This is a genomic window from Vibrio sp. 10N.286.49.C3 (genome assembly GCF_041469545.1).
Classification (GTDB): Bacteria; Pseudomonadota; Gammaproteobacteria; order Enterobacterales; family Vibrionaceae; genus Vibrio; species Vibrio tasmaniensis_A.
This window is the reverse complement of the sequence record NZ_JBFRKT010000076.1, coordinates 1-1,261: the sequence shown is the minus strand read 5'-3', so window position 1 is coordinate 1,261 and position 1,261 is coordinate 1. Positions and strand designations below refer to the sequence as shown.

The following is a 1,261-nucleotide window of genomic DNA, read 5'->3' as shown; positions in this document are numbered from 1 at the left end:
TTACAACTTTGCGCCTACAATTATCACTGGTTATTAGGTATTTTATGGTAAATAGCCACTATGGTTAAATACACAGTAGAATTCAGAGAGTATAGATACGAAATAAAGGCAGGGCATCAAACAAAGATACCTGCCTTATAAATACCGAACTCAATTTAACATAACGTACATAATACGCACTGAATCTGTTAGAGCAATTTAGTAATGTCCGGTTTGACCCATTTTAAAATGTCCTCCTAATCTTACCTATATTGGTCTGCTTAGGAGTTATCCAGATGCTTATTACTATGAGTGAAAAAGATATTCATCGATTCAAGGTGCTTACTGACGTACGTGAAAAACGACTACGCCAAGTTGACGCTGCTATCATTTTGAATCTGTCTGCCCGTCATATCCGACGTTTGGTAAACAAACTTGTCTCTCTTGGCGCTCAAAGTCTTACACACGCAGCGCGTGGACGCCCAAGTAATCGACGCTACTCAGAACATTTCAGAATTGAAATACTGAAACTTATCCGTGAGCATTACTCTGACTTCTCACCAACGTTCGCTCTGGAAAAACTGACTGAACGGCACAATCTATCCGTCTCTAAAGAAACACTCCGTCAATGGATGATCGCCGACGGACTGTGGCTTCCACATTCACAACGCAAACCTCGAGTCTATCAGCCTCGTTACCGTCGTGATTGCTTGGGTGAACTTATCCAAATTGACGGCTCCCATCATGACTGGTTTGAAGGCCGCAGCGACAAATGCTGCCTATTGGTGTTCATTGACGATGCGACTGGCCGCTTGATGAACCTAAGATTCAGCGAAACGGAATCCGCGTTTGACTACATGTTGGCGACGCGCGAATACCTCGACGCGCACGGTAAACCCATCGCATTTTACAGCGACAAGCACTCGATTTTTCGAGTGAATCAGGAGAAACACAAACAAGTTGGCCAAACTCAATACGGGCGCGTGTTGAAAGAACTGGCGATAGAACTCATCTGTGCCAACAGCTCCCAAGCCAAAGGCCGCGTTGAGCGAGCCAACCTCACGTTGCAAGACCGGCTGGTTAAAGAGATGCGCTTACAAGGCATCAACACCATCGAGCAAGCCAACGTCTGGCTTCCCTACTTCGTCGCCGACTTTAACCACCGCTTTGCTAAGCCCGCTCAATACCCAAAAAACATGCATCGTCCGGTTCGAGAATCCAAGCAATAACTTGATGATATCTTCAGTTGGCAAGAAACTCGAAAGCTCTCAAAGTCGCTGAC

The 1,261-nt window shown here is 45.4% G+C and carries 1 pseudogene; it reads left to right on the top strand.

The window, feature by feature from the left end:
* Positions 1 to 287: 287 nt before the first annotated feature.
* Positions 288 to 1,205 (top strand): annotated as a pseudogene (locus AB4180_RS21810) (ISNCY family transposase); the annotation flags it as partial.
* Positions 1,206 to 1,261 lie beyond the last annotated feature (56 nt).